Below are 22,449 nucleotides of genomic sequence, written 5' to 3'. Positions count from 1 at the left end.
TCACCGGCATGGTGATGACCCCTCACCATCGGCTCCCCATACGTCCCATACCTTCGTGCCCGATCCTCCTGGTGTTCTGATCCTCTTCTCATGGGCCGTACACAGTCACGGGTTGGCCACCGGTGTCGCCAAGGGTGGTGGCCACTTCCCGTGCACGAGGAGCGAGTTCATGCGGACACGCACGATGGGCAGGCGAGCGGTGGTCCTGACGTCCACTGCGGCGGCGCTCGCGCTGGGCGTCGGGGTGACCTTCGCCGAGGGCGGCTTCGGCACCACCTCGCTGGGCAACAAGAAGGTCGGCCTCCAGGCCGACGGGTCCTACCTGACGCAGACCAACCAGTTCGTCACCCCGGTGGGCGACGTCATCAAGGAGACCGGCCGCCCTTTCGGCCTGGCCCTCAACCCGGACGGCAGGACCGCCGCGGCGCTCAACACCGGCGGCGCGACGACGGGCGTCGTGACGGTCTTCGACCTGGTCCACCACACCGTGCTGCAGCAGGTCGGCAACGGTGACATCTCCGACGGCGGCATCCTCTACTCCCCCGACGGGAAGTACCTCTGGGCCGCGCAGTCGGCCAACCTGTTGCGGTTCAGCGTCGCGGTGGACGGGACCCTCTCCGCGCCCGTCACGGTCGCCCTGCCCGGCGTCTCCGGCCGCCAGGCCGTCCCGGCCGGGCTCGCCTGGGCGCCCGACGGCAGCCTGCTGGTCACCCTCAGCGCGAACAACACGCTCGCCGTGGTCGACCCGGTCACCAACACGGTGGTCAAGCAGATCGCCGTCGGCAACGTGCCCAACACCGTGGTGGTCGTCGGCGGCAAGGCCTACGTGTCCAACCAGGGCGGCCGTCCCGCCAAGCCCGGCGACCGCACCGACGACTCCTACGGCACCCCCGTCGTCACCAACGACGACAACGCCGTCCCGACCTCCGGCACGGTCTCCGAGGTCGACCTCACCGCCGGGAAGCAGGTGCGGACCTTCGACGTCGGTCTGGAGCCGAGCGCGCTGCTGGCCGTCGGCGGCAACGTCCTGGTCGCCAACACGGACGACGACAGCGTTACCACCATCGACACCGCCAAGCAGCGGCTCGGCCGCACCTTCAGCGCCAACCCGGCACCCGGCGCGCCCTACGGCGCTCAGCCCAACGGCCTGGCGATGCTGGACAGTTCGCATCTCGCGGTCAGCCTGGGCCGGGACAACGCGGTCGCCGTCTACTCCTACCAGGGGGCCTACGCGCAGCCGAGCTTCGAGGGCCTGATCCCGACCGGCTCCTTCCCCACCGGTATCGCCAAGGACACGCAGCTGAACCGGCTGGTCGTGGCGAGCGAGCAGGGCGTGGGCTCGGTCGGGCCGAACGGCACCATCAACGAGGGCACCGGCACCAACTCCGCCACGTCCCACCTGGGTTACAACTTCATCGGCACCGTGCAGACCGTTGCCGAGCCGAACGCCCGTCAGATGGCCCAGTACACCGAGCAGGTGTTCAAGAACAACCAGTGGAACGGCCTGCAACAGCGCAACCAGACCGGTAACGGCGCGGCCAAGCCGGTCGCGGTCCCGCTGCGGGTCGGCGACCCGTCGACGATCAAGCACGTCTTCTTCATCGTCAAGGAGAACCGCACCTACGACCAGGTGCTCGGCGACGATCCGCGCGGCAACGGCGACCCGAGCCTGGCGCAGTTCGGCAAGCAGGTCACGCCGAACATCCACTCGATCGTCAGCCAGTTCCCGCTGATCGACAACCTCTACTCCGACGGCACCAACTCCGCCGAGGGCCACCACTGGCTGGACCAGGCGTTCGTCAACAACTACCTGCAGCAGATGTACGGGAACTACGCCCGCTCCTACCAGACCGGCGACCCGCTCAGCGACGTGAAGTCCGGCTGGATCTGGGACAACGCCCAGAGCCACGGCAAGTCGGTGGTCAACTGGGGCGAGCAGATCGGCAGTTACGTCGACGCGCAGGGCAACGGGACACAGGCCGGCAGCTGGACCAAGTGGCTCCACGACGCCGAGGTGATGCAGGGCCAGGCGTCGGGTCCGCTCAACTACCCGCTGGGCAGCTACACCGCGAAGACGGACATCCCCTCGCTGGCGAAGATCACCAAGCCGGACTTCCCCAACTTCGACCTCAACATCCCCGACCAGTACCGGGCCGACCTGTTCCAGAGCGACTTCGCCCAGTACGTCAAGAGCGGCAACCTGCCCGCGCTCAACATGATGTGGCTGATGAACGACCACACCGAGGGCACCAACCCGGGCGGGATCACGCCGCAGGCGCACGTCGCCGACAACGACCTGGCACTCGGCCGGATCGTCGACACCATCTCGCACAGCCCGTACTGGAAGGACTCCGCGATCTTCGTGATCGAGGACGACTCGCAGAACGGCGTCGACCACGTCGACGGTCACCGCAACATCGCCATGGTCATCAGCCCGTACGCGAAGCGCGGCGCGGTGGTCGACTCGTACTACAGCCAGCTGAACTTCATGCGGACCATCGAGCAGATCCTCGGCCTGCCGCCGATGAACCAGGAGGACCTGGCCGCGGAGCCGATGTACGACGTCTTCACCGACGAGCCGGACTTCACGCCGTACAGCTTCGTGCCGAACAACATCCCGCTGACGCAGACCAACCCGCAGCCCGCACAGGCACCCAACGCGGCGGCGAAGGCGTGGGCGCAGTGGTCGGCCAAGCAGGACTACGCGCACGAGGACATGATCAACATGCAGCAGGAGAACCGGGACATCTGGTACGCCTCCAACGGCTTCGCCAAGGCCTATCCGGGTGACTCCACGGTGCTGCTGCCGAACCAGGTCCCGGGCGCCGACATCGCGCCGACCGGCGACAGCGACGGCTGACCACACCGGAGCAAGTGCCCGAGGGCCGACCCACGCTGCCTGGTGGGTCGGCCCTCGGAGTTCTCAGAACTGACGTGTCACCAGCTGTCGTTCAGGGTCCCGCTGCCCGAACCACCCGTCGTGAAGGAGTGGTTGTTGCCCGGCTCCCACGTGATCGAGCCGTCGGGATTCTTGATGATGTACTTGTACTGGACGGAGGTGTTGGCGGGCAGGCTGACCGTGCCGCTCCACACCGGGTAGCCCGACGAGGAGAGCGGGATCGCCTGCGAGGTGTCCCAGCTGCCCAGCGCCGGGATCGAGCCGACCAGGAAGACGTTCTGGCCGTACGTCGTGGTCTCGTTGACGTTGAAGCTCTCACCGACCGTACCGGAGGCGGCCGTCGGCAGGTAGAGCGCGACCGCGTCGTCCGCCGGGACCGTGACGGTGGCGGTCCCGTTGGCGGCGACCGCGACGGTCGAGCCCGTGCACGCGCCGGTCGAGGGCGTCAGGTCGCCGTGGACGACGTCGCAGTAGTTGCCCGCCGGAAGGCCGGTGGCGACGGTGATGGTCTTGGCCGCCGACTCGTTGTTGATCGCGATCCAGCCGCGGTCGCCCCGGCTGAAGGCGATCAGGTTGGTGCCGTCGTCGTACCAGTTGGCGACCGGCTGCCCGGCGACCGCGTTGTGCCAGCCGACCATGTTGGCGACGCCCTGGTTGCGGTCGGTGCAGAACCAGCCGTTGGAGCAGTCGGTGTCCGTGACGTAGCCGTTGGCGTCGGCGGGCGGCGAGTCGTCGCTGTTGGTCCAGTCGAAGCTGGCGTAGACCTGCGGGACGTCGTAGCCCCAGGCCAGTTCGAAGAGGTTGGCCAGGATGTAGCTCGCACCGGACTTGTAGTTGAGCGTGCTGCCGTTGCGCTCGGTGTCGTGGTTGGTCACCATCGAGGTCGACGCGCTCGGCGGCTCAAGGCCCCAACTCTGGCCGAACGTCTTGAGGTTGGCTATGTCGCCGGTGAACTGCGTCTTGAGGTCCTGGGCGTAGGTGAACTCGATGACGCTGCCGTTGGACTCGAAGGCGGCCGGCTGCAGCGAGCTGTTGGTGCTGCCCGGGATCACCTCCTGGTAGACGTAAGGGCGCTGGCTGGTCCAGGTGGTGTTGTTCACCTGGGCCAGGATCGCGGCCATGTCGGCCTGGTTGATGTGCTTGGCGGCGTCCATCCGGAAGCCGTCCACGCCGTCGGCGACCAGGCTGTTGAGGTACCCCGCCTCGGTCTGCCGGACGTGGGTTGTCTCGGTGGCCAGGTCCTCCAGGTTGGACAGGTCGCACTCCTGGACCTGGGTCTGGTTGTTCCAGTCCTGGATCGACAGGTCCGAGTTGGGGCAGTTGCCCGGGTAGGCGTGGAAGTCCGCGGAGGTGTAGCCGGGCTGGGAGTAGCTCTCCGTCGACGAGTTGAAGGTGTCGCCGCCGTAGGAGTCGGTGCTGGTGTTGTTGTTCCCGGCCATGTGGTTGAGCACGGCGTCCGCGTAGACCTTGACGCCCGCGTTGTGGCAGGTGGTCACCATGGCAGCGAACTGCGCGGCGTCGCCCATCCGGCTGTTGAGGTCGTAGCCGATCGGCTGGTAGACCTCCCACCACGGGTGGGTGCCGGAGAGCCGGATCGAGTCCTGGGGCGGGGCGACCTCGACCGCGCCGTAGCCCTTCGGGCCGAGCTCGGTGGTGCACTCGTTGGCGACGGAGTTCCAGTTCCACTCGAAGAGGTTCGCGATGACGTCGCCGCCGTCGGGCCCGGTCGCCGCCCGCGCGGGCTCCGCCTGCGTGGTCAGCGGCACCACCGCGGCGGCGGCGACCAGCACGCCGACGGCGATCCAGCGGGCCGTGCTCCGGGCGGCGTGCCCGTTCGCCTTCCCGTTTGCGTGCTTCGACGTGCTGCCGGGCGTGGGGGTGCTGCGTCCGGTGTGAATGCGCTTCCTCATGGGCCCTCTCTCCAGAGCCAGGGGGGTGGGGGCGCGACTCTGGGCCGTGGCGGGCCGCCTGCCGCGTACCAGACCCTCTCGCGGCCCTGATGACCCCGTCAATAACTCTGTGCAAACAATTTCGGCAACTTTCTGCAAGTAGATGCGATCACCGACGGCCCACGAAACGCGTCGGGCCACCCCGGCATGCGGGGTGGCCCGACGGTTGAGAGCTACTGACGTTGGATCAGAGCGTGGCGCACTGCCCGAGCTTGAGACCCTTGACGTCGTTCGGCCCGGTGGAGGTGCCGAACTGCGGTGCGGGCGTGTTGTGGTAGCAGCCGAGGTCGCCGTTCACGGTGTTGGAACCCACCGCGTTGCTGTTCGGCACGAGCGTCCGGTCGTCCTGGATCAGGATGTTGGTGCCGACGTGGTTACGACTGGTGGCCATGTAGCACGAGCGCAGGTGGCTGCTGGTGATGTACCCGTGGACGGTGTTGTCCTCGAAGTCGTCGTAGGCCGGGGTGGGAGTGTTGCCCTGCGCCAGCGTGGTGAAGATCGCCAGACCGGGCTGCGGGTCGCAGTTGACGCCCGCTCCGTCGCCGATCGTGGTGACGTCACCCTTGACGGTGTCGGAGTGCAGGATCACCGCGAGCGCGTGGTCACTGTTGATGTTGCCGCCGACGACGTCGTCGGTCGTGGTGTCGCAGTTGGCGTGCGGGGAACAGCCGAGTCCCAGCGCCGCGCCGCGGCCCACCTGGATGTTGCCCTTGACGTGGACGGTGGCGCCGGTGATCGCGTCGAGCACGGAGTGCGGCGTGACGTAGAGCTGGGTCTCCACGGTGACCTTGCCACTCGGGATGGAGCAGGTGCCGTCGACCACCAGCTCGTAGTAGTAGCCGGGGGAGATGTCGCCGCCATGGCAGACCACCGTGGTGGCACCGTTCGGGACGGCGTGGTTCGGGACGGCGTGGGCGGTGGGCGCGCTGGTGAGAGCAAGCGCCGACAGGGCGGTCAGGGCCACCGGGACGGACCGGAGCACGGAACGGAACAACGTACGATCTCCTCGACTCTGCCCCCCATCTGACGTTCTGGCAGGAGTCACGCTATGCGCACCGCATCCGCCCCGCCACGCAGCGGGACCGAGCAGGTGACGCCCCGTCGGCGGGTACGTCACCTGCTCGGTCGCCCCGATGTCGCCGCTGACCGCTCAGCTGAGGTTGAAGTCGTCCGCGAAGACGTTGCCTTCTCCGTACCAGCCGTGGACGAAGACGGTGACCGTCCCGCTGCTCCCGGTGGTGAACGGCACCGTCAGCTGGTTCCAGCCGGAGTTGCTGGACCAGGTCGACGCGGTCGCCCCGCCGCTGACGCCGACGTAGGCGTAGCTGCCCTGCACCCAACCACTCAGCGTGTAGCTGGTGTTGGGCTGCAGGGTCACCGTCTGGTCGCACTCGCCGGTGGCGGAGGACGTCGGGGTGACCTGGAGGGCGTAACTCCCGGAGTGGACCGGGCTGGTGACCACGCCACTGCCGGACTGGCAGGTCCACGGGCTCAGAGCGCCCGACTCGAAGCCCGCGTTGACCAGCGATCCCCCGCCGGTCCCGCCGCCACCACCGCCGCTGCCCGTCACCGTCAGGTTGTAGATCGCGCTGTGACTGCCGCTGGACGCGGTCCCGGTGACCGTGATCGGGTACGTGCCCGCCGCGACCGAGGACCCGACCGTGGCCGTCAGCGCCGCGCTGCCGCCGGAGGTGACCGAGCTCGGGCTGAACGACACGCTGACACCGGAGGGCGCACCGCTCGCGGTCAGGCCGACCGACTCCGCGCTGCCCGCGGTGACCGCCGTGCTGACGGTCGCCGTGCCGCTGCTGCCGTCCGCGACCGACGCGGACGAGGGCGAGAGCGCCAACGAGAAGTCGCTGCTGGTCCCCCCACCGCCACCGCCACCGCCGCCCGAGGTGCCCTCATAGGGCACGAACGCGTCCGTGAAGGCCAGCGGGTTCTGGCTGATCTCACTGCACGTCGGCAGCGAGTTGGCGCTGCCGCTGCACGCCTGGTCCCGGTCCACCGACCAGTAGGCCAGCCGGCCCACGCCGTTCTGCGCGGCGAAGTTCTCCACCGTCTGCGCGTCGCCGAGCGTGAAGGTGGAGCCGTCGTCGTTCTTGCCGATCATGGGCGTGATGCCGAGGTTGGCATAGGTGTAGGACGAGTCGACCGCCTTCATCTGCGCCAGCGTCGCCTGCGCGGCGGAAACGGCCGCCTGGCCCATCTCCTCGCCGGTGCCCGCGTAGTAGTCCATGGCCATGATGTTGACCACGTCGATCTTGATGCCCACGTTCTTGGCGGCCTGCAGGATGTTGACGCCGTCCTGGGTCAGGCCGGTGGGCAGGACCGGCAGGGTCATCGAGAACTGCAGGTTGGGGTTGGTCGCCTTGAGGTCCTTCATCGCCTGCATCTGCCGCGCGGCGGAGGCGGTGTCGGCGACGGCGGCGCCCTCGACGTCGAAGTCGAGCTGGTTGACGCCGTAGTCGTTGATGATCGCCTGGTAGCCGGCGTCGATGCTGCTCTGTGTCGTACAGGTCCAGGCGAGCGGCTCACCGCTGGCGCCGCCGGAGGAGATGATCACCGACGCGCCCTCGGACTTGGCCTTGGCGATCTCGGGGTCGGTGTAGGAGTCGGCGCCGATCGGGAGCGTGTCGCCCCAGATCTGGTTGCACCCTTCGCCGAGCACGAATGCCGCGGTGTAGGCCTTCAACCCGTGCCCGGTGATGGCCGTGTCGAGCATGCCTTCCTGACCGTTCGACATGTCGGCATAGGGAGCGACCGAGTACACGCTCGTCGCCGCGGTACTGGCCGTAGGCGCGAAGGCCCCGACCATCCCGGCGACGGCGAGCGCCAGCGCGCCTGCCGAGGCGGTGAATCTTGCCAAGTGCATGACACAAGTCCCTTCGGGGGTGCCCGACGCGACGGCGCCGACGGTGTGGGGCGTCGGCGCCGCTGGACTCGGCGTGCGTCGGGAACGGAGGTGTGGGGTGTGAAGGAGTTGCCACGCAGGCCTGGCGTGAGCACTACCAAACAACCTCCGTGAGGCTGCGTCAATAGGACTAGACCAAATTGCCTTGGCTGCAACAGGACTAGTCCACTCGCCCGCTCGGGGCTACTCGCCCGGCTTCTGCGCCAGGTGCTGCTTCGCGTCCTCGTAGCCCGCCGCGCCGGGAGCCTCGGACGGACCGTAGACGAGGTTGAGCACGCCGGTGCTGAAGGCCGCGGAGGAGAGCAGTCGCAGCGGGATCGGCTCCTCGCTCTCACCGAACAGCCGCATGCCCTTGCCCAGCGCGATCGGGTGCACCAGCAGGTGCAGCTCGTCCAGCAGGCCCGCCGCCAGCAACTGCCGCACCACGGAGACCGAACCGCTCAGCCCGATGTCCCCGCCGGGCCCGGCCTTCAGCGCGGTCACGGTGGCGACCAGGTCGCCTTCGAGCTGCTCGGAGTTGCGCCATGCGAACGTCAACCGCTGCTTCGAGACCACGATCTTCCGCATGTCCCCCAACGCCTTGGCGAACCCGGCGTCCTCCCCACCCGCCTGCTCCCGCTCCGGCCACGCCCCGGCGAAGCTGTCGTACGTCCTGCGCCCGAACAGGACGGTGTCCGCCCCCGCCAGCTGGGCCCCGACGGCCGCACCCATCTCGTCGTTGTAGTAGGGGAAGTGCCACTCGTTCGGAGCCTCCACCACGCCGTCGAGCGAGATGAACAGACCTGCCGTGATCTTTCGCATCGGTAGCCTCCGTGGGAGCGGTTCGTCTGCCGCGGACTCTACCGAAATGTCCGTTCCTCACCGCAGCTTTGCCGCCCTCCGACGACACCCGGTTTTGCGCGACCGCAAGCACAGCGCTGTCAGCGGTGTCACCGCTGTCACGGCTGTCACCTGAACCGTGCCTAGGAGGCGAACGCGTCGACCGTCGCCGCGAACTGTCCCGCGTCCTGGAACAGGAAGGCGTGCCCGGCATCCGGGTACAGCAGGACATGGGCGCAGCGCAGGCTGTCGGCCAGGATCGCGGCGTTGGCCGCCGGGTCCAGGGCGTCCGAGGCGCCGTCAGCGACGAGGACCGGCACGTGTATCCGCCCCAGCTCCTGGCCCTCGCGGTCCGCGCCGGCCATCCACTGCTGGACAGCGGTGGTCTGCTCAGCCTTCACCGCGTCGGAGGCGCCGTAGAAGCCCGGGTACCGGCCGATCCCCTCGGCGTAGGCACGCGCGGCCGCGAGCTGGTCGGGCGGGAAGAGGACGGACAGCACGACCGCAGGGTTCGGGCTGTCGAGCGCCGCCGCAGCGGCGGGCGGGATCGGCAGGGACTGCCCCGTCCCGGCCTGGGTGGAGGCCAGCCCCAGCCGCCCGACCTGGCCCGGGTGCCGCACCGCCAGCGCCTGTGCCACCATCCCGCCCAGCGACCACCCGAGCACGGTGGGCCGGTGCAGCCGCAGCGCGGAGATCAACGCACTGGTCTGCTCGGCCATCGCGGGCACGGTCAACGGACCGGGCAGCGCGCTGGTCTCCCCCACGCCCGCATTGTCGAAGACGACCACGGTGTGGTGCGCGGCCAGCGCGTCCACGAACGCGGGCGCCCAGGCATCCATCGAGCCGCCGTGCCCCATCACCAGCAGGATCGGGCTCCCCGCGCCGACCTCGCGGTAGGCGACGTCGCCCTCCTTCGTGTGCGCGATCAAGGTCGGCGCGCCCACGATCCCGCTCGCGGGCGCTGCCGGTGCAACCGGTGCTGCTGCGGCAACCCCCGTGCCGCACAGAGCCGTCACCACCACCGTCGCCGCCGCGACCGCAGCCCCGACCCGTGCGCGCATGCTGCCGTTGTGCTGCATCCGGCTCCCCCCTTCGCTCCCCCACCGACGACCGTCAGTCGGGAGCGTAGCCACGAGCCGCCCGGAGCGCCTCAGGGTTTTGCCCGGGTCGTCCCCTGATCCACCGCACGCAGCACCCCTAAGGGCTCCGGGAACCGTCACACCCCCTTGGGACAACTGCCGCGCCAGACGGCAGTGCAGAACGTGGGAGGCATCAGTTTCATCAGGTCGAGGCCGGCCCACGAGGTGCCCACCCAGCCGTCGCGGAAGCCGTTCGTGACCATCTGGCACCCGGTCATGCCCTGGAGCAGCTCGACCTCGTGGCTGCCGTCAGTGAAGATCTCCAGCGCCGCCGACCCGGTGTCGTCGGGGCACTCGTAGGTCCCTCCCGACGGTGTCGGAAGCGCGTTGAGGGCACTGCGGAAGCCACTGATCGTCGCCTGGTCCGTGATCACCCGCGACGTCACGCGGATCCTCCGCACCCCGTTCGACGACAGGTTCGCATACCCGCAGAGCAACAGCCGGTTCGCCGCCAGGGGCTCGAGAACGTCACGCGTCCCGGTCACGTCGGTCGCCTGGTCCTGCGGCTCCTGCGGCTCCTGCGACGGGCAGTGCCCAGTCCGGACCGCTGTGAGGGCCGCCGCGACCGCCGTCGGGTCCTGCGTCTGCGAGTGCGCGTCCGCGCTGAACCAGCCGGTCGCATCGAGCGCCCACAGCACGGCCACCAGCGCCACCGCGACCGCCAGCGCCTCGGGCCACAGCTTCAGCCGACGTCTGCCGCCAGGTCTTCGCACCGTCCTCGCCTCCTCGCGTCGTGCCCGTAGGACGAAGCGGGAGGGGCATCAGTTCCTGACGCTGTATCAGGCTCCTTGCCAGGCCCTGCGTCAGGCGCTGCGTCAGGCTCCCCGCAGCGCCCGCAGACCGGCGAACTCCCGTATCCGCAGCGCTTTGCCGAGCACGACGAACGCCAGCGCCATCGCCGCACCGCCGGCCACCAACCCCAGCAGCACCGACCCCTGGAGCACGTGCGCCGCGCTCCACCCGACCGCACCGGCCGCGCCCGCCGCCGCGACGAGCTTGCCGTAGGTGCGCACCAGGCGCCTCCCGTCGAGGCGGCGGTCCAGCCGACGCCGCAGCCGGACGGCCGTGACCACCATGCCGAACAGGTACGACACCGCATACGCGGCGGCCATGCCGGTGACCGCCCAGCGCGGCGGCAGCCACAGGTGGCAGGCGGTCGCCAGGACGATGTCGGCGACGGAGATCCACAGCGCCATCCAGAACGGCGTGCGGGTGTCGTCGAAGGCGTAGAAGCCGCGCAGCAGCAAGTACTGGGCGGAGAACGGGATCAGGCCGAGCGCGAAGGCGCGCAGCATCTCGCCCAGTGGGGCCGCGGTGCCCTCCGTACTGCTGCCGTGGGCGACCATGACGACCGCGATCTCCGGCCCGAAGACCAGGAAGAAGAAGGCCGCCGGCACCCCCCGCGCCCCACCGCGCGTCTTCACCTGCGTCGCATCAAGATCACGCATGCGGCACACCCTAGTACCGGAACGACAACGACAGCCTCGGAACGACGACAACCGCGCGCCCTCCGGTACGGGAAACCGGAGGGCGCGCGGAAGGGTGTCACCGGGCCGCGTCGACGAGCGACAGCCGAGCACGACCCGGAGATCAGGACATCAGGCCGGTCAAATCCCCAGGCCTGCAAGCAAACTCAGACCTGCCCGGCCTTCTCCAGTGCGGCGCAGCAGGTGTTGACCATCAGACGGGTCACCACGTACGGGTCGACGTTGGCGTTCGGGCGGCGGTCCTCGATGTAGCCCTTCTTGTCCACCTCGACCTGCCACGGGATGCGCACCGACGCGCCACGGTCGGAGACGCCGTAGGTGTAGACGTTCCACGGGGCCGTCTCGTGCTTGCCGGTGAGGCGCTGCTCGACACCCGAGCCGTACTGGGTGACGTGCTCCATCACGATGTCCTGGCTGGCGCCGAGCGCCTCGCAGGCGGTGATGATGGCGTCGTAGCCCTCACGCATGGCCTTGGTGGAGAAGTTGGTGTGCGCGCCCGCGCCGTTCCAGTCGCCCTTGGCCGGCTTGGCGTCCAGGGAGACGACGACGCCGTAGTCCTCGGCGATGCGGTGCAGCAGCCAACGGGCGACCCACATGTGGTCGGAGACCACGAGCGGGCTCAGCGGGCCGATCTGGAACTCCCACTGACCCGGCATGACCTCGGCGTTGATGCCGCAGATGCCCAGGCCCGCCTCGATGCAGGCGTCCAGGTGCTTCTCGACGATCTCGCGGCCGACGACCTTGCCCGCGCCGACGCCGCAGTAGTACGGGCCCTGCGGGGCCGGGAAGCCGCCCTCGGGGAAGCCCAGCGGGCGGCCGTCCTCGGTCAGGAAGGTGTACTCCTGCTCGATGCCGAAGATCGACTCCTGCGCGGCGAACTGCTCGTCAACGGCCGAGAGGCGGGCGCGGTGGTTGGTCTCGTGCGGGGTGCCGTCGGTGTTCCACACCTCGCACAGGACCAGCACGTTGTCGCCGCCACGGATCGGGTCCGGGCAGGAGAAGACCGGCTTGAGCACGCGGTCGGAGGCGTGACCCTCGGCCTGGTTGGTGCTGGAACCGTCGAAGCCCCAGACCGAGAGCTCGGCGCCGTCGGCCAGAACCTTGGTCTTCGAGCGCAGTTCGGCGGTCGGCTCGGTGCCGTCGATCCAGATGTACTCGGCCTTGTAAGTCACGGGCGCTGACCTCGCAGGTGAACGTGCACGGGTGGGGGAACGATGCTGTGGCGCTCGGCGTCGCTCCTCTGCGCTGGGGAGTTACGGCCTTGGCTGTTGGACCAGGAGCCTCACAGCACGCAATTTCCCACTCGTTGCCCGTTTGTGAACTGCATGTTAACCAGGCCAGGAGTGGTGCAGTTCACACCCTCCGCAGTACACAGCGCGCCAACCCCGCAGGTCACACGCGCGTGAACACCAACGACACGTTGTGGCCGCCGAAGCCGTAGGAGTTGGCCAGCCCCGCCTGCCACTCGCCGTGCCGCACCCCGCCCGCGACCAGGTCGAGCTTGATCTCGGGGTCCGGGTGGTCGAGGTTCCGGATCGCCGGGAGCCGGCCCTCGCGGAGCGCCAACGCGGTGACCATCGCGCCGAGCGCCCCGGACGCGCCCAGCAGGTGACCGGTCATCGACTTGGTCGCGGTCACCACCGGGTGGCGGCCCAGCACGTCCGCGATGACCTGCGCCTCGACCGCGTCCCCGGCCGGGGTGGAGGTGGCGTGGGCGTGTACGAACCCGATGTCCTGCGGCGCGACCCCGGACTCGGTCAGCGCCTGCCGGATCGCCCGCGACTGCCCGTCGGCGTCGGAGGCGGTGATGTGGTCGGCACTGGAGGTGATTCCGGCGCCCGCGACCCGCGCGTACGCCCGCGCACCGCGCGCCCTGGCGCGGTCCGCGCGCTCCAGCACCAGCAGCGCGGCGCCCTCGCCGAGCACGAAACCGTCGCGCTCGGTGTCGAACGGCCGTGAGGCCAGGGCGGGTTCGTCGTTCCGCTTGGACAGGGCGGTCATCTGCGCGAAGCCCGCCATCGGCAGCGCCGCGACGCACGCCTCCGTCCCTCCGGCGACCACGACGTCCGCGCGGCCGAGGCGGATCAGGTCCAGGGCCATGGCGATCGCCTCCGCGCCCGAGCTGCAGGCGCTCACCGGCGTCCGCGCGCCCCCGCGTGCGCCGAGGTCCATGCTGACCCACGCCGCCGGGCCGTTGGCCATCAGCATCGGCACCACGTACGGGGACACCTTGCGGGCCCCGTACTGCTCCAGCACGTCGTCCTGCGCGAGGAGCGATCCGGCCCCACCGGTCCCGGTCCCGATCACCACGGCCAGCCGCTCACCGTCGACCTCCGGCCGCCCCGCGTCCGCCCAGGCCTCCCGCGCGGCCACCAGCGCGAGTTGCTCGCAGCGGTCGAGCTTGCGCGCCTCGACACGCGGCAGCACCTCGGCCGGGTCGACGGCCAGCTGCGCGGCGATCCGCACCGGCAGGTCCTTCGCCCACTCCTGCTCCAGCGCGCTCGCGCCCGACTCGCCCGCGAGCATCGCGGCCCACGTCGACGCCGCGTCCCCGCCGAGCGGTGTGCTGGCACCCATGCCGGTGACGACGACCTCGATGTCGGCGTGGGCCTGGGCCTTGTCAACGCTGTGCTGTCCCATCGGCGCTCTCCCCTTGTGTTCGTAGGCTGCCTTTTCGTAAGAAAGGCACGAGAGGGCGAGTTCGGTGGGCGGCCCGCCCTCTGGCGTTGATGCCCAGCCTGGCACGATCACCGGACCGGACCGGGGCACGGCAATGCCGCGAGTCTGCCTACGAATCTTTGTGGGGTATCGACAACCTGGGTAGCGACAGCCTGGGCAGCGACAGCCCGGGGTAGCGACAGTCGCGCTACCGGACGACCGGCACGTCGACGCGGGTCGTCCCGGTCCGCTCCGCCAGCGCCTCGCCGCCGGTGGCCTCGGCCAGCCAGGCGTCGAAGCTCAACACCGACTCCTCCGGCACCCCGACCTCGATCACCACGCCGACGGCGTCGTACGCGACGTCACGCACCCCGTACCCGGCCGACCGCAGGTCGTTCTCCAGCCGCCCGGCGCGGACGTGGTCGGTGGTCACCTCGATCAGGGCGACCGGCCGTCGCTCGACCGCGCCGACCTCGTCCAGCGCGGCCGACACGGCGCCGCCGTAGGCGCGGACCAGGCCGCCCGCGCCGAGCAGGACGCCGCCGAAGTACCGGGTCACCACGGCGACGGTGTCGGTCAGCCCGCGCCGGCGCAGCACCTCCAGCATCGGCGCGCCCGCCGTCCCGGCCGGTTCGGCGTCGTCGTTGGACCGCTCCCGGCGCGGGTCGTCGCCGACCACGAAGGCGGTGCAGTTGTGCCGGGCGTCCCAGTACTCCTTGCGGATCCGGGCGATGAACGCCTGCGCCGCGGCCTCGTCCTCGGCCCGGGCGAGATGGCAGATGAAGCGGGACTTCTTCACCTCGATCTCGTGGACCCCCGGCCCGGCCACGGTCAGGTACACCACGGACGGGCCTCCCGGTTCTGCTGCACTTGCGCTGTTCGCGTGCTGCACTTGCGCTCGTGTGCTGCTCTAGCGCTTCGTTCCTGGTCGCCTGCCAGGTTACTCGGGCCGCTCCCAGCTGTAGGCGCGCTCGACCTTGGCGACGTGCACGGCGTAGGACGAGTACCACTTCTCCCGGCCCAGGTTCCGCGCCATGGTGTGCTCGGCGTTGGCGCGCCAGGCCTTGACGTTCTCCTCGGTGTCGAAGTAGGCGACGGTGATACCGAGGCCGTCCGCACCACGGCACGCGTCCGAGCCGAGGAACCCCGGCTGCCGGGTCACCAACTCGGCCATCTGCTTCGCCATCTCGCTGTAACCGTGGTCGCCCTCCGCCCGGACGGAGGTGAAGACCACGCTGTAGTAGGGCGGTTCGGGCGTGCGGGCGGGGCGCCTGGCTTCCATCGGGGTCTCCTCCGGCTGCTGGTGCGGGCGTTGTTCTCGCCGCACTCGTCGTGACGATCATTGTGTCAGTCGGCTGTATGTCCGGACAGCCGCACCCACGGACGTCAGCTCGCACCGCTAAGGTGATCGGTCGAAGCGTCCGGGGGAGGACTTCCACATGTTCGGGATCATTCGTCCGTGCCGTCACCGGCTCGGCGAGAAGCTCCAGCGCAGCTGGATGGCGCATCTGTGCGGGCTCTGCCTCGCACTGCGCGACGGCCACGGCCAACTGGCCCGGACCGCGACCAACTACGACGGCCTGATCGTCTCCGTCCTGGTCGAGGCGCAGCGCCCGTCCACCCCGGACGACCGCCGTACCGCCGGTCCGTGCCCGCTGCGCGGGATGCGCTCGGCATCCGTCGCACGCGGTGAGGGCGCGCAGCTCGCCGCCGCCGTCTCCCTCGCGTTGGCGTCGGCGAAGGTCCGCGACCATGTCGACGACCGCGACGGCGCGTTCGCCCGGCGTCCGGTCGCCACGGCAGCGGGTGGCATGGCGGACCGTTGGCGACGCCAGAGCCTGCGCGGCGGCGCGGAGTTGGGCTTCGACACCGGCGTCCTCTTCGACACGCTGGCCCGCCAGACCGCGTTGGAGCGGTCCACGGGCCTCGGTTCCTCGGTGCTGCTGGTGACGGCCCCGACCGAGGATGCCACGGCCCTCGCACTGGAGCACACCGCCGCCCTCGCGGGACGCCCAGGCAACGCCGCAGCGCTGCGCGAGGCCGGCCGCTACTTCGGCCGCCTCGCCCATCTCCTGGACGCGGTCGAGGATCTGACGGAGGATCAGTCCACCGGCGCATGGAACCCGTTGGCCGCCACCGGTACGTCACTGGAGGAGGCCGAGCGCCTCTGCCGCGACGCCGTCCACGGCATCAAGCTCGCACTGGCCGAGGTCGAGATGGACGACCGGGTGTTGGCCCACCGCCTCCTGGTCCACGAGACAGACGCGGCGGTGCGCCGCACCTTCGGCCACGCCCGGGGCAGTTACCCACCGCCGCAGCCGCCGCCCGGCATGCCGCTACCGCCCATGGGCCCGAACCCCTTCGGCAACAGCCCCTTCGGGCCGCCGATCCCGCCCGTCCCGCCGGGCCGACGCCGCAACCCGTTGGCCGCGTGCGGGATCTGGGCGCTGCTCTGCTGCACCTGCCAGGCCTGCTGCCGCGAGGACTACGTCAACCCCTGCAACGGCCGTCACGTGCAGGGCCCGTGCAGCGACATGGACTGCGGCGACTGCTGCGACGGCCTCGAATGTTGCGAGTGCTGCGAATGCTGTGAGTGTCTGGAATGCTGCGACTGCGGCGGCTGCTGAGCACGCGTCAGGACGTGTCAGCACGGTCGGCTCATCGGCGGCCCAGATGCCGTTCCAGAAAGCCCAGTTCCTCCTGGACCGCCTGCTCGTGCGCGTCCAGGAACGGGGCGTAGTGCCCGCCAGGAAGGCTGACGACCTCGCCACGCAGGGCCCGTTCCGCCGCCGCGATCGCCGGTCCCGGCGGCGCCGTCAGGTCCTGGTCGCAGGCCACGACCAGCAGCGGGCAGCGCACCCGCGACGCCGCACGTCCGGGCCGGTGCAGCGGCATCGTCAGCGCGGAGCGCGCCGCGACCGCCTGCCGCCACTCCGGGTAGAGGCCGTCCGGATCGAGCGGATGCGGAACCACCCACCCGTCCGGCGTGGTCACCAGCGCCACCGTCCCCGGGGCCCCGGCCAGCGCGACGAGCAGTGGCTCACGCCCGAACACCCCACCGAGCGCGTCCCGCACGCCCCGCCCGACCAGTCGCAGCATCGCTCCGGGCGTCTGGTACCGCGCCGGCGCCCGTGTCGCGGCCACTCCGCCGACGTTGGCGCACTGCGCGACCACCGCCGCCACCTCCGGGGCCCGGGCCGCTGCCTCCATCACCAGCCCACCGGACGCCGAGAACCCCCACAGGGCGATCCGGCCCGGGTCCACGCCGGGCAACGAGCGCGCATACGCGATCGCCGCCAGCCAGTCGGCCACATGGTCCCGCAACCCCAGGACCAGCCGCGGACTGCCGCCGTTCTCCCCCAACCGCCGGTAGTCGAAGGCCAGCGCGCCGAACCCCGCCTGCTGGAACCGCCGCGCGAACCGGTCGGTCCCCGGCTCCTTCGGCACGGCGAATCCGCCCGCCATCACCACGCACGCCCCGTTGGTCCCGGGGTAGTACCACGCGACGCACTCCTCGCCGCCGCTGCTGAACCGGACCTTCTCCCGCTGCACGGACTCGAGCATGCCGACCTCCGGAACTCCGACGCCTGACGCCTGCGACGACTGCGACACCTATGGAACCTGTGGGAGCTGCGCTCCTGTGGCACCGACCGCCTGCTTCAAGTGAACCATCCGGTTCACATCACGTCCACCGGTTCTCCCTCACGCGGGTGGGGCATAGCCCCGCACCCGGACCAGATCGTCGATCAGCCGGACAAACGCCCTGGCGGCGGCGCTCTCGTAGGCGCCCTCCCGGCGCAGGAGGGCGACGGTTCGGGTCGGCAGCGGCGGATCGAGGGCGACGGGCACGAGGTGGGGGTGGTCGTGGGTGATGGCGTCGGGCAGGACGGTGGCCAGCTGGGTGCGCCGGACGATCTCGGTGAGTGCCTGGATGGAGTTGGCCTCGACCGCGATACGGGGCGCGATGCGGTGGCCCGCGAGATAGCCGTCGATATGGCCACGCGTGGCGAAGTCACCACTGAGGAGCGCCAGTTGTTCGTCCCTCAGGGCGCGGACGGGCAGCGGCTCCGACATCTCCCGGGTCCGCGCGGTGCCCGTGACCGGGCTGCCGGTGACCGGGCTGCTGGTGACCAGGCTCAGCGTCTCCGTGAACAGCGGGGTCGCGGCAATGCCGGGCAGGTGCGGGCCCGCGAAGGCGATACCGAGGTCCAGGTCGTCGGCGAGCAGGGCGGCCTCGACGCTGTCCTGGGTCGTCTCGGTGAGGGTCAGATCGACGCCGGGGTGGCGAGTCTGGAGCTCTGCGGTGAGCGGACCGACCAGGTAGGCGGTGAAGGTGGGGGTGACCCCCAGGCGCAGCCGGCCACGGGACAGGTCCTGGACGTCGTGGACGGCACGCTCGGCGGCGGCCAGGTCGCGCAGCGCACGACGGGCGTGGTCGGCGTAGACGGCACCGGCGTCGGTCAGCCGCACCGTCCGCCCGGTGCGGTCCAGCAGCTGCACCCCGAGGGTGCGTTCCAGTTGCCTGATCTGCTGGGAGAGCGTGGGCTGGGAGATGTGCAGGTCGTCGGCGGCGCGGGTGAAGTTGCCATGGTCGGCGACGGCGAGCAGGTAGCGCAGATGACGGAGTTCCGTAGCAGCCATGCGTACAACCATAGATGAGACCAATGGCTTCGATGTCCAGCAGCTCTTGGACACTATAGGAACAGGTCATGCATGGTGGATCTCACCAGCCCCCAGGGCCGGTCGCACCGAAGGGAGTGACCCACATGCAGGACCTCACCGAGGGTGTCGCGCGTTTCCAGCGGGACGTCTTCCCGGCCAGGACGGAGCTCTTCGCCCACCTGGCCACGCATCACTCGCCGCACACGCTGTTCATCGGCTGCTCCGACGCCCGCGTCGTCCCCGAGCTGATCACCGGCACCGAGCCGGGTGACCTCTTCGTCATCCGCACCGCAGGCAACCTGGTTCCCGCCTACAGCCCCGGCGGCGACGGGGTGACCGCGAGCATCGAGTACGCCGTCGCCGTGCTGGGCGTGCAGGACATCGTCGTCTGCGGCCACTCCGCGTGCGGCGCGATGACCGCGCTCGCCCAGGACCACGACCTCAGTGGCGCCCCGGCCGTCGCCGCCTGGCTGCGGCACGCGGACGCCTCCCGGGCCCGTGCCGCCGCCAACGCCGACGTTCCCGCCCTGGTCCGGCAGAACGTGCTGGCCCAGCTGGCGAACCTGGCCACCCACCCCTCCGTCGCCCGCGCCCTGGCGGAGAGTCAGGTCACCCTGCACGGCTGGGTCTTCGACATCGCCACCGGAGGCGTCGAGGAGCTGACCGCCACCGGCCCCGGCCTCGCGGCCTGACCCGCAACGGCCTCCCTGCTCTGATTTCGCCCGCCTCGCTCCGATCTCCCCACCGCAGAAAGAAGGACGTACCGATCATGGTGCACGCCCAGTTCGACCCGACCGCCCGCCAGGCCCTGGCCGTCGCCGCCGTCGACGCCAAGACCCGCAAGGACCTCTCCTGGCAGCAGATCGCCGACGTGTCCGGCCTGTCGGTGGCCTTCACCACCGCCGCCGTCCTCGGCCAGCACCCCCTGCCGGAGGCCTCCGCGAAGGCGGTCGCCGAGCTCCTCGGCCTGGACGAGGACGCGGCGCTGCTGCTCCAGACCATCCCGACCCGCGGCTCGATCACCGATCGGATCCCCACCGACCCGACCATCTACCGCTTCTACGAGATGCTCCAGGTCTACGGCACCACCCTCAAGGCCCTGGTCCACGAGCAGTTCGGCGACGGCATCATCTCCGCGATCAACTTCAAGCTCGACGTGAAGAAGGTCGCCGACCCCGAGGGCGGCGAGCGCGCCGTCATCACCCTGGACGGCAAGTACCTGCCGACCAAGCCGTTCTGACGACGTCCCCGCATCGGACGCCAATCGGCACCGGGGCGGGCCACCCTACGGGCCCGCCCCGACCCCCGCTCGTCACACTCCGGAGATCCCCATGGACTTCGTCCAACGCACCATCGACATCGCCCGCCAGAACGTCGCCGAAGGCGGCCGACCGTTCGCGACCGTCATCGCCAAGGACAGCCAGATCCTCGCCGAGAGCCCGAACCGGGTCGCCCAGACCAACGATCCCACCGCCCACGCGGAGATCCTCGCCATCCGCGAGGCCTGCACCAAGCTGGGCACCGAGCACCTGACCGGCACCACCATCTACGTCCTCGCCCACCCCTGCCCGATGTGCCTGGGCTCGCTGTACTACTGCTCGCCGGACGAGGTCGTCTTCCTCACCAGCCGCGACGCCTACGAGCCCCACTACGTGGACGACCGCAAGTACTTCGAACTCGCCACCTTCTACGACGAGTTCGCCAAGCCCTACCAGGACCGCCGACTGCCCATGCGCTACGAGCCGCGTGAGGACGCCGTCAGCGTCTACCGGCTGTGGCAGGAGCGCAACGGCGGCGAGCGCCGCGTCACCGGAGCCCCGACCGCGTGACGGCCGTGACGGCCGACCGTCCGATGCCCGACCGTCGGATGGATCCTTCGCGTTCCTCCCTCCCGTCCGTCCCGACTGGGGCATGATGCGGGAAGCTGCCGCACACAGCGGCACCAGTTCGGAGGGGAGGACAACGTGCAGCGCGCAACCGTTCTGCTCGGCGTCCTCGCCCTTCTCGGCAGGGTGCTGGACGCCCTGCTCCCGCACCCCGGCGCGCTGGGCTTCGCCGCCGTCGCGACGGCCACGCTCGCCCTGATGGTCTGCCTGGTCGCCGGCCAGATCCCCGTGCTCCACCTGCTCGGCCCGACGGCATCCGGTGGTCCGGAGCCGGCCGCCCGACGCGAGTACGCGTGGCTGACCGCCTTCATGCCGCAGCGCGACCCTGACGGACGCGGTCGCAGCCGCCCACGAGCACCGTCCGCCGCCTCCCGGGCGGCTGGTTCAGCATCCCGGGCCTGAGAGCTCGTTCTTCTCTCACGCCCGCATCTTGCGCGTCTCTTGCGCGAACCCTTCCGTGTTTCCCCACGGCCGTTGCTGACGGTCGCCCCCCGTGCCAGGACCTGTCACACGCCGCGCCGCGCCGACAACGCCGCGCGCCGAAAGGCCGGAGGGCCCACTCGTCATGTCAGCTTCCCTGTCGCCGTTCACCGTCCTCGACCCCGCGGTCGGCCTCGCCCGCGAGGCCGTCGGCCAGTTGTCCCACCTCATGCCCGTGGCCGTGGGCATCGTGGTGTTCACCCTCGCGGTGCGCCTGCTGCTGCACCCGCTCGCCCGCGCCGCCGCACGCGGCGAGAAGACGCGCAACCGCCTCGCTCCCCGCATCACCGCGCTGCGCGAACGGCACCGCAAGGACCCCGCCCGCATGCAACGCGAACTCACCACGCTCTACCAGGAGGAGGGCGTCTCGCCGCTCTCGGGCTGCCTGCCCTTCCTGCTGCAGGTGCCGTTCACCTCCGTGATGTACCGCCTCTTCACCAGCACCAGCACCAGCGACCCAGCCTCGCAGGCCCTGCTGGGGCACACGCTGCTCGGTGTCCCCCTCAGCGCCCACCTGACCGCCCTCGCCGGAGCGGCACATGTCGCCGTCTTCGGCACCGTACTCGTCGGCCTGCTCGCGCTCGGCTACCTCGCCTACCGACGCACCCGCCGTGCGGCCGTGAAGTCCGGGCCACTGGCTTACCTCTCGTTCACCACGGCGGTCTTCGCGGCCTTCCTCCCGCTCGCGGCAGGCCTCTACCTGCTCACCACCACAGCCTGGACGCTCGGAGAGAAGGCCCTGCTGTCCTGATTCCTGTTCCCCTGCGCGGCCTCCTCACGGAGTCCGCTGCTCGCGTTCCAGCGAGCGCATCAGCGCTTCGAAGCCGACCCCTACGCCGGCTTCGTCGCCGCTGATCAGGCGCTCCAGCAGGAAGCCGCGCAGGCAGGCCAGGATCATCTCGGCCACCCCGAGCTTTCGCTCCTCGCTCCACTCGGGCGGACAGAGCGACACCAGGATCGGCAGGTACTGCGCCGACGCGTGCTGGCCCAACTGCCGGTGACGGTCAGGGTCGTACATGGCCAGCCCCATCGCCTGGTCCAACACCCGTGCAAGCCCGGGCTCCTCACCCATCAGCATCGGCCAGACCACGCGTACCCGCTCCGCCAGCGTCGACGCTCCGCCTTCCTCGCCCTCCTCACCCAGGGATGCGATCGCATGGTCGATCCGACGCTGCCGCAGTCGCCCGACAGCCTGACGGAGAAGGTCGTCGGCGCCGTCGAAGTGATAGAGCAGCACCTTGTGCGTGGTCCCGGCCGCGCGGGCGGCGCGGCGCAGCGAGAAGTCGACCAGCCCGTTGACGGCCAGGTCGTCGGTCACCCGGTCCAACAATTCCTGCCGCCGGGCCTCACCCCGCGGAGAGCCGGTTGAACGCCGGTAGCCTGCATTCGCTTCCACCTGCGGAGCGTACAACGCACGCGGCAGGGAAACACCCGTAAACGCAGTGAAGCCCCCTGACGCGAGGTCAGGGGGCTTCACTGGAAAGATTGTTCGGCGGCGTCCTACTCTCCCACAGGGTCCCCCCTGCAGTACCATCGGCGCTGTGAGGCTTAGCTTC

At 70.2% G+C, this 22,449-nt stretch carries 21 protein-coding genes; 7 read left to right on the top strand and 14 right to left on the bottom strand.

Going from position 1 to position 22,449, the window contains the following annotated elements:
• Window positions 1-169: 169 nt before the first annotated feature.
• Complete coding sequence (locus ABH928_RS22015) at window positions 170-2,860, top strand: bifunctional YncE family protein/alkaline phosphatase family protein (protein ID WP_370069069.1); 2,691 nt, start codon at window positions 170-172, stop codon at window positions 2,858-2,860.
• Window positions 2,861-2,937: 77 nt separating this feature from the next.
• Here the strand turns inward: ABH928_RS22015 and ABH928_RS22010 are convergent, their stop codons facing one another.
• The 11 genes from ABH928_RS22010 to ABH928_RS21960 all read right to left on the bottom strand — a co-directional run bounded on the left by ABH928_RS22010 (window position 2,938) and on the right by ABH928_RS21960 (window position 15,147).
• A complete protein-coding gene (locus ABH928_RS22010; RefSeq protein ID WP_370069067.1) occupies window positions 2,938-4,809 on the bottom strand; it encodes a carbohydrate-binding module family 20 domain-containing protein in 1,872 nt (623 codons plus the stop codon).
• Window positions 4,810-5,035: 226 nt separating this feature from the next.
• Window positions 5,036-5,842 carry a hypothetical protein gene (locus ABH928_RS22005; RefSeq protein WP_370069065.1) on the bottom strand — a complete coding sequence of 269 codons (807 nt, stop codon included), beginning with the start codon at window positions 5,840-5,842 and terminating at the stop codon, window positions 5,036-5,038.
• Between the two features lie 156 nt (window positions 5,843-5,998).
• Window positions 5,999-7,723, bottom strand: a complete 1,725-nt coding sequence (locus ABH928_RS22000; RefSeq protein WP_370069063.1) for a carbohydrate binding domain-containing protein — start codon at window positions 7,721-7,723, stop codon at window positions 5,999-6,001.
• Window positions 7,724-7,945: 222 nt separating this feature from the next.
• Window positions 7,946-8,563 carry a dihydrofolate reductase family protein gene (locus ABH928_RS21995; RefSeq protein WP_370069061.1) on the bottom strand — a complete coding sequence of 206 codons (618 nt, stop codon included), beginning with the start codon at window positions 8,561-8,563 and terminating at the stop codon, window positions 7,946-7,948.
• A gap of 161 nt (window positions 8,564-8,724) precedes the next feature.
• A complete protein-coding gene (locus ABH928_RS21990) occupies window positions 8,725-9,660 on the bottom strand; it encodes an alpha/beta fold hydrolase (RefSeq protein WP_370069059.1) in 936 nt (311 codons plus the stop codon).
• Window positions 9,661-9,797: 137 nt separating this feature from the next.
• Window positions 9,798-10,433: a hypothetical protein gene (locus ABH928_RS21985; RefSeq protein WP_370069057.1), complete on the bottom strand. Its 636-nt coding sequence runs from the start codon at window positions 10,431-10,433 to the stop codon at window positions 9,798-9,800.
• Window positions 10,434-10,535: 102 nt separating this feature from the next.
• Window positions 10,536-11,168 carry a lipid II flippase MurJ gene (locus ABH928_RS21980; RefSeq protein WP_370069055.1) on the bottom strand — a complete coding sequence of 211 codons (633 nt, stop codon included), beginning with the start codon at window positions 11,166-11,168 and terminating at the stop codon, window positions 10,536-10,538.
• 185 nt (window positions 11,169-11,353) lie between these two features.
• Window positions 11,354-12,379, bottom strand: coding sequence for a glutamine synthetase GlnII (gene glnII, locus ABH928_RS21975; RefSeq protein WP_370069053.1), 1,026 nt, complete (start codon window positions 12,377-12,379; stop codon window positions 11,354-11,356).
• Window positions 12,380-12,599: 220 nt separating this feature from the next.
• On the bottom strand, window positions 12,600-13,847 hold the full coding sequence (locus ABH928_RS21970; RefSeq protein WP_370069051.1) for a beta-ketoacyl synthase: 1,248 nt from the start codon (window positions 13,845-13,847) through the stop codon (window positions 12,600-12,602).
• A 226-nt stretch (window positions 13,848-14,073) separates the two neighbouring features.
• Window positions 14,074-14,709: a YigZ family protein gene (locus ABH928_RS21965; protein ID WP_370069049.1), complete on the bottom strand. Its 636-nt coding sequence runs from the start codon at window positions 14,707-14,709 to the stop codon at window positions 14,074-14,076.
• Between the two features lie 96 nt (window positions 14,710-14,805).
• The gene (locus tag ABH928_RS21960) at window positions 14,806-15,147 is read right to left on the bottom strand and encodes an antibiotic biosynthesis monooxygenase (protein WP_370069047.1); all 342 of its coding nucleotides are present in this window, start codon (window positions 15,145-15,147) and stop codon (window positions 14,806-14,808) included.
• A gap of 157 nt (window positions 15,148-15,304) precedes the next feature.
• On the opposite strand from ABH928_RS21960, the gene ABH928_RS21955 reads away from it, so the two are divergent.
• Complete coding sequence (locus ABH928_RS21955; RefSeq protein WP_370069045.1) at window positions 15,305-16,492, top strand: DUF5685 family protein; 1,188 nt, start codon at window positions 15,305-15,307, stop codon at window positions 16,490-16,492.
• 31 nt (window positions 16,493-16,523) lie between these two features.
• Here the strand turns inward: ABH928_RS21955 and ABH928_RS21950 are convergent, their stop codons facing one another.
• Both ABH928_RS21950 and cynR read right to left on the bottom strand, forming a co-directional pair.
• Window positions 16,524-17,429, bottom strand: coding sequence for an alpha/beta hydrolase (locus tag ABH928_RS21950; protein WP_370069043.1), 906 nt, complete (start codon window positions 17,427-17,429; stop codon window positions 16,524-16,526).
• 138 nt (window positions 17,430-17,567) lie between these two features.
• The gene (gene cynR / locus ABH928_RS21945; RefSeq protein WP_370069041.1) at window positions 17,568-18,506 is read right to left on the bottom strand and encodes a transcriptional regulator CynR; all 939 of its coding nucleotides are present in this window, start codon (window positions 18,504-18,506) and stop codon (window positions 17,568-17,570) included.
• Window positions 18,507-18,631: 125 nt separating this feature from the next.
• Here cynR and ABH928_RS21940 point away from each other — a divergent pair, with 125 nt between their 5' ends.
• From ABH928_RS21940 to ABH928_RS21920, 5 genes are all read left to right on the top strand, one after another.
• The gene (locus ABH928_RS21940; protein WP_370069039.1) at window positions 18,632-19,219 is read left to right on the top strand and encodes a carbonic anhydrase; all 588 of its coding nucleotides are present in this window, start codon (window positions 18,632-18,634) and stop codon (window positions 19,217-19,219) included.
• A gap of 77 nt (window positions 19,220-19,296) precedes the next feature.
• Window positions 19,297-19,767, top strand: coding sequence for a cyanase (cynS, locus tag ABH928_RS21935; protein WP_370069037.1), 471 nt, complete (start codon window positions 19,297-19,299; stop codon window positions 19,765-19,767).
• Window positions 19,768-19,858: 91 nt separating this feature from the next.
• On the top strand, window positions 19,859-20,356 hold the full coding sequence (locus ABH928_RS21930) for a nucleoside deaminase (RefSeq protein WP_370069035.1): 498 nt from the start codon (window positions 19,859-19,861) through the stop codon (window positions 20,354-20,356).
• Window positions 20,357-20,491: 135 nt separating this feature from the next.
• A complete protein-coding gene (locus ABH928_RS21925) occupies window positions 20,492-20,815 on the top strand; it encodes a DUF6412 domain-containing protein (RefSeq protein WP_370069033.1) in 324 nt (107 codons plus the stop codon).
• A 163-nt stretch (window positions 20,816-20,978) separates the two neighbouring features.
• On the top strand, window positions 20,979-21,644 hold the full coding sequence (locus tag ABH928_RS21920; RefSeq protein WP_370069031.1) for a YidC/Oxa1 family membrane protein insertase: 666 nt from the start codon (window positions 20,979-20,981) through the stop codon (window positions 21,642-21,644).
• 24 nt (window positions 21,645-21,668) lie between these two features.
• Here the strand turns inward: ABH928_RS21920 and ABH928_RS21915 are convergent, their stop codons facing one another.
• Window positions 21,669-22,289 (bottom strand): TetR/AcrR family transcriptional regulator, encoded by a 621-nt coding sequence (locus tag ABH928_RS21915; RefSeq protein ID WP_370069029.1) that lies wholly within the window; start codon window positions 22,287-22,289, stop codon window positions 21,669-21,671.
• Window positions 22,290-22,449: the final 160 nt, after the last annotated feature.

Source organism: Streptacidiphilus sp. MAP5-3 (assembly GCF_041262505.1).
Lineage (GTDB): Bacteria > Actinomycetota > Actinomycetes > Streptomycetales > Streptomycetaceae > Streptacidiphilus.
This window is presented reverse-complemented; position numbering and strand designations above follow the sequence as displayed.

Coding starts and splice junctions, on each gene's coding strand:
- ABH928_RS21950 (WP_370069043.1), bottom strand. CDS start 17,429: ATGCTCGAGTCCGTGCAGCGGGAGAAGGTCCGGTTCAGCAGCGGCGGC.
- ABH928_RS21960 (WP_370069047.1), bottom strand. CDS start 15,147: ATGGAAGCCAGGCGCCCCGCCCGCACGCCCGAACCGCCCTACTACAGC.
- ABH928_RS22010 (WP_370069067.1), bottom strand. CDS start 4,809: ATGAGGAAGCGCATTCACACCGGACGCAGCACCCCCACGCCCGGCAGC.
- ABH928_RS22015 (WP_370069069.1), top strand. CDS start 170: ATGCGGACACGCACGATGGGCAGGCGAGCGGTGGTCCTGACGTCCACT.
- ABH928_RS21970 (WP_370069051.1), bottom strand. CDS start 13,847: ATGGGACAGCACAGCGTTGACAAGGCCCAGGCCCACGCCGACATCGAG.
- ABH928_RS21920 (WP_370069031.1), top strand. CDS start 20,979: ATGTCAGCTTCCCTGTCGCCGTTCACCGTCCTCGACCCCGCGGTCGGC.
- cynS (WP_370069037.1), top strand. CDS start 19,297: ATGGTGCACGCCCAGTTCGACCCGACCGCCCGCCAGGCCCTGGCCGTC.
- ABH928_RS21940 (WP_370069039.1), top strand. CDS start 18,632: ATGCAGGACCTCACCGAGGGTGTCGCGCGTTTCCAGCGGGACGTCTTC.
- ABH928_RS22000 (WP_370069063.1), bottom strand. CDS start 7,723: ATGCACTTGGCAAGATTCACCGCCTCGGCAGGCGCGCTGGCGCTCGCC.
- ABH928_RS21980 (WP_370069055.1), bottom strand. CDS start 11,168: ATGCGTGATCTTGATGCGACGCAGGTGAAGACGCGCGGTGGGGCGCGG.
- cynR (WP_370069041.1), bottom strand. CDS start 18,506: ATGGCTGCTACGGAACTCCGTCATCTGCGCTACCTGCTCGCCGTCGCC.
- ABH928_RS21990 (WP_370069059.1), bottom strand. CDS start 9,660: ATGCAGCACAACGGCAGCATGCGCGCACGGGTCGGGGCTGCGGTCGCG.
- ABH928_RS21930 (WP_370069035.1), top strand. CDS start 19,859: ATGGACTTCGTCCAACGCACCATCGACATCGCCCGCCAGAACGTCGCC.
- ABH928_RS21995 (WP_370069061.1), bottom strand. CDS start 8,563: ATGCGAAAGATCACGGCAGGTCTGTTCATCTCGCTCGACGGCGTGGTG.
- ABH928_RS21955 (WP_370069045.1), top strand. CDS start 15,305: ATGTTCGGGATCATTCGTCCGTGCCGTCACCGGCTCGGCGAGAAGCTC.